Raw genomic sequence first — 4930 nt, 5'->3', positions numbered from 1 at the left:
GCGGCTTTTTTGCGCCCGCGTTCTTGTCGCGTTGTTCGTTTCTGCCGATCAGAGAACGCCCGTCGTCTAACGCCGACGACGGACAAAACGCTTTATTCAGGGCGGACTACACAGCGGCGTCGCGGATGTGGCAAATCGCGAGCAGGTCGACAAGGTTATCGACGACGCGCGCGCAAAGCTCGGCGGGCTCGACATTCTTATCAACAACGCGGGCATCGCGGGTCCGACGGGCGAGGTTAAATCCATCCAGCCGGACGATTGGGAACGAACCATTTCGACCAACCTGAACAGCCAGTACTACTTCCTCCGCAAGGCGGTGCCGCTGCTGAAAGAGACGTCGGATTGCCCGGCCATTATTGCGATGTCATCGGTGGCGGGCCGGCTGGGCTACGCATTTCGCACGCCGTACGCTTCGACGAAATGGGCGATTGTTGGACTGGTCAAGTCGCTGGCAGTCGAGCTTGGACCGACCAACATCCGCGTGAATGCCATTTTGCCCGGCGTCGTACAGGGTGAACGGATGGACAGGGTGATCGCCGCACGAGCTAAGTCAACGGGCGTCTCGTTCGACGAGATGAAAGAACAGTACCTGAAGAAGATTTCGCTTCGCCGCATGGTGACAGTCAACGACATTGCCGCCATGGCGCTTTTCCTTGCCTCGCCAGCGGGGCACAACATTACGGGGCAAGCCATCAGTGTAGATGGCAACGTCGAATATCTTTGAGGGCATACCGACACGCGAGGTCCGTAAATGATCCGGCGTCGGGGGGCGCATCGTAACACATCAATGCTACGGGGAAGGTGGCGCGTCCCCGAAAAGAGATTCACTACGAAGGACGCGTATTCAATGCGATTGAAAGCTCGAGCTGGGTCCCCAAAGGCATTCGCGTGAACGCCGTCGCGCCGGGCTTTCTCGACACATCGACCCTGACGACTGTACCCGACGAGGTACTCGAAGATGAGAAGCTAGGCCCATTACGGCGCTTGGGTAAACCGCAAGAGATCGTGAGAATCTTTGCGTTTCTCGCAAGCGAGGAAGCAAGTTATATCAACGGCGCTGTCATCGAAGCGTCTGGTGATATGACGCTATAACCGTACAAAGTTCAAACAGTGCGAATGATTCGAGTGGCGGAAAACGTTGGTCATAACGGAGACATCATGATTCGAGTTCACCTTCGCAGTTCGAAAGTCGCGCGCGTCGTGGCGCTATCGCTTACATCGGCCGCCTCGGCATCCGGCATCGCGGCGACTCTGCCTGCGCGCCATGTAGCCGCCTGCGAGCGCCTTCAGGGCTTTGTCGTGCCTCCTTCCGAAATCGGCTTGCCCACGTCGGGCGCGATCGTAACCGCCGTCAAGCCGGTCTCTGCCAGCGGAAACGGAGCAACTGCTTTACCGGAGTACTGCGAGGTCACGGGCAAGATATCCCCACTCGACAGGTCAGCGCCCGACATTCAGTTCAAGGTAGCGTTGCCTGCGGAATGGAACGACAAGGTCGTCATGTTCGGCGGTGGTGGTTTTGACGGCACCATTCCCGACGTAACGGGCAACGTACCCAATGGACCGGTCGATAAACCAGTGCCGCTCGGCCGCGGCTATGCGACCTTTGCGAGCGACTCCGGCCATCAGGCGAACATGCTGGGCTCGCAGGACGGACGCTTTGGCTTGAACGACGAGGCGGTGAGAAATTTCGGCGGCGACGCGCTAAAGAAAACGCACGACGCGGCGCTTGCAATCATCAAGGCCCGCTATGCTCACTGGCCGCATAGGGCATATTTCGCTGGCGGGTCGACGGGCGGGCGCGAAGCCGTGACGGCGATCCAGCGCTGGCCGTCGGATTGGGACGGTGCGATTGCATGGTATCCGGCATGGGACGACGCAGCGGCGCTGCTCGGAGGTCAACGCATGAACCGTGCGCTAGCTAAACCGGGCGCTTACCTTTCCGTTGGCAAACGCGAAGCGCTGTACGATGCGACGCACTAGACGGCGTTGCCGACGGCCTGATCAGCGACCAGCGACAATGTAACGCACGGTTCGATCCGTCCATCGCCACCTTGAACAGTGCTCCGTTGCGCTGCCAGAACGGCGCAGACACCGGCGACAATTGCCTGTCCGACGCACAGATCGAAGTGTTGAAAACGATTAATACGTCAACCAACTTTCGCTTCCGGCTCGCGAGTGGCGAGACTCAATACCCCGGATACAATGTCTGGGGTGCCGACCTAGGCATTACTACGCGTAATTCGCCCGTCGAGCCTGTGGTCACGTTCCTCGCCTTGGGAACCTCGCAGCCGGCAAATCCTATGCCTTCGACGGCGCCATACATCAGCGTTCTTACCGACCAGTGGATCAAGTATTCAGTTACGCGCGAGCCGAGCTTCGATTCGCTGTCGATCGACCCCGAACAACCGGGTGTCTGGGCCAACCGTACCAGCGGGCTCAGTTCGCAGCTCGACGCAGGCACCGATGTCTCTGCTTTCAGGGAACGAGGGGGGAAGCTGCTGCTCGTTCACGGATCAGCCGATGTCCTGGTTAGCACACGTGCGACTGAGCAATATTATCGACGTCTGCAAGAACGGTTCGGCTTTCGTCATGTCGATTCGTTTGTGCGCTTCTATGAGATTCCCGGAATGGGCCATGCGGCGAGCAGTACCTTCAACGCTACCTGGGATTCGCTGTCGGCGCTCGAGCAATGGGTCGAGAGAGGCAAGGCCCCAGTCGGGCAAGTGACCACCGACACTGCTGGCGTCCCCGGTCGCACGCGGCCGCTATGCGATTACCCGAAATGGCCGCGGTACGAAGGTGGCGACGTCAATCAGGCCGATTCGTTTCAGTGCGTGGAGTAAGCGACGGCGCCGTTGACGGAGACCGTATTAAAACTGTCTAGCGTTTTGTCGCCCTTCAGGGCTGCCAGCGCTACCTTTGCCTTGAATGCCGGGTTGTGCGACCGGCGGCTTCTTTTTGTCATCTTTGGGTTCCTCTTGCTGGTCACTATGACCAACTCAGGCCCCGACCGTTCCACCTACCGGCCTGTCCGAATTTCCGGCGCCATCCCTCCCTTGTCGTAGGGATCGCTTCATAGCTGACTACCCAAGCTCCTGTGGTCGACAGGCCAAACGTGCGGCCGGGGGAAACTCACACCAGCCAACCCGGGTCCGCGAGAAGGTGACGCGCCGCTTCAAGTCGGCGCGCCACTTGCAACGTTTCGCTTCGGTTCAAGATCAGGTCGGTAGTCTGCTCATGCATTGCCGTTACCACACCGACGCAAAGCAAAGGCGGGCGCTACGCACCAGGCTTCGAGACTTGCGAAAGCGTGAAGTGCGCTCCGATTATGACGCGTCTTGTTGACTATATTAGTCATCCTTATATACTGCGTCTGCGGCCGAACGCCGGTCAACAAGTTGACAATACTCCCACGCTTATTAGGTGCCTCCTTCCGGTTCGTCATCCTCTTTTGTGGTTTGTGACTTGGGCCGGTATGTCGCCCAGAGCTGAGGGTTCTGGACCCATGGCGCGGCGACCTCCTTGCCTTCATGGTAGAAATGGACCCTATCGCCCAGTTGAGCTCTCAGCCGATAGGCCAGTCGCAACTCGGAGCCCGTAATTGAGGCCTGGTTGTTCTTCTCGCGCGTCTTGTTAACAACGCCTTCGACGTCCAGCCCGGATAGTTCGAAGTGAATGTGATGCGTGGATCCCGGAAGCGTCGCTGCCATCAGGCCCGCCTTGCTCCCCCGTTTATTGGCTAGACCGTTTCCATCTTCATTGACCTTGGCCCCGTCGATTTTTGTGGCGAGGTTTCCAAAATATTCATACTTTGGCTTCAGCTTTTCTGTCCGGGCCACAGCGTCATAGGTCTTTTCATAGGCGGCAAACTTTGAATAGTTACCGAACCACCGGTTATACCGATCAGCTGCCCTCGCCTCACGATTTGCAGGGAGATCAAGGGGAGCTGGTTTGAGGCGTTGTGGGCCCGACAAACCTCGCCCTGAAATTTTAGCCATGCTGTCGACTTTCCTTTCTATTTCCGGCCTACTATTATTAGCAGAAATATTTTTTGCGTTATTGATTCCATCGATTGTAATCGGGCTTGCGATGAGCGGGCCTGGATAGGTTACTAATGGCGTGTCATCATCCGGAATTGATAGAAATGACATCCTCTTGTGACTCAGCCCATAGACCAAGTCGCCACGAGATGGGTCAAAAGACTCGGAAACAGTAGTAGCGGGCTGGAATCTCCCCTGTACTGGGGCTTTCCTGTTGGCCTGCAAACGCGCTAGATCGTCCAGCCGGCCGAAATGATCGGGCGATGGACTGCGAGAGCGGGATTCTGACCGGAGTATCTCGCCCGTGCTGTTACTGCCATTTGTGTTCGCAACTGAGTGTCCTGTTGAGGAATCGGAGATTCGGATCATGGGCAGACTCGCAATGCTAGATGATGGAGACACTGTACCGGGCGGGCCGGCCATCCTGAGCGCGCTCGCGAAATGGCCCGCTTGCCACCGCAAACCCCGTCGCTTCTGTTTGTGATAGTGGCCGTTCTCCCAGAGAGCTTCACATAGCAGGAGCCACATCGTCTTGCGCCGAAGTGCGGGCGAAGGCTCTGGTGCGGGTCGCTTCAGAAAACGGAAAAATAAAGCACGTTTAGCCTGTCAACCATAGGAGCTTGGGTAGTCAGCTATGGTGCGGCGAACGCCTCGTCCATCTGACGGTAGCGTTTGATTTCATGACTCTGGAGGGCTTTGTTCAGCAGGGTATGAGCGCAGCTGGTTGCGGACGCACCTATGCATTTTTGACGCAAGCGGGCCTGCTGAACGAATTCCACAGGTTCAGCAGGTTGCCGATGATCACACCTTCACGCTGCTGCGATTCGATCTTTCGCGTCAGCAGTCGTGCGCCGATGCAGCGCCTGATTCGCGAGATCCGCGACCCGACC

General features: G+C 57.7%; 1 protein-coding gene and 4 pseudogenes. 4 read left to right on the top strand and 1 reads right to left on the bottom strand.

All coding sequences use genetic code 11. The features are described from left to right. Positions 1 to 106: 106 nt before the first annotated feature. The 4 pseudogenes from HV796_RS40190 to HV796_RS44940 form a co-directional block, all read left to right on the top strand. Positions 107 to 724: pseudogene (locus tag HV796_RS40190) on the top strand (SDR family oxidoreductase); the annotation flags it as partial. 149 nt (positions 725 to 873) lie between these two features. Then, a pseudogene (locus tag HV796_RS40185) lies at positions 874 to 1092 on the top strand (SDR family oxidoreductase); the annotation flags it as partial. Positions 1093 to 1158: 66 nt separating this feature from the next. Then, positions 1159 to 2843 (top strand): annotated as a pseudogene (locus HV796_RS40180) (tannase/feruloyl esterase family alpha/beta hydrolase). A 286-nt stretch (positions 2844 to 3129) separates the two neighbouring features. Further along, positions 3130 to 3345, top strand: a pseudogene (locus HV796_RS44940) (hypothetical protein); the annotation flags it as partial. 74 nt (positions 3346 to 3419) lie between these two features. Here HV796_RS44940 and HV796_RS40175 read toward each other — a convergent pair. Then, positions 3420 to 3998, bottom strand: coding sequence for a hypothetical protein (locus tag HV796_RS40175; protein WP_175233277.1), 579 nt, complete (start codon positions 3996 to 3998; stop codon positions 3420 to 3422). Positions 3999 to 4930: the final 932 nt, after the last annotated feature.

The sequence above is a fragment of the Paraburkholderia humisilvae genome (assembly GCF_902859855.1).
Taxonomy (GTDB): Bacteria; Pseudomonadota; Gammaproteobacteria; order Burkholderiales; family Burkholderiaceae; genus Paraburkholderia; species Paraburkholderia humisilvae.
This window is presented reverse-complemented; position numbering and strand designations above follow the sequence as displayed.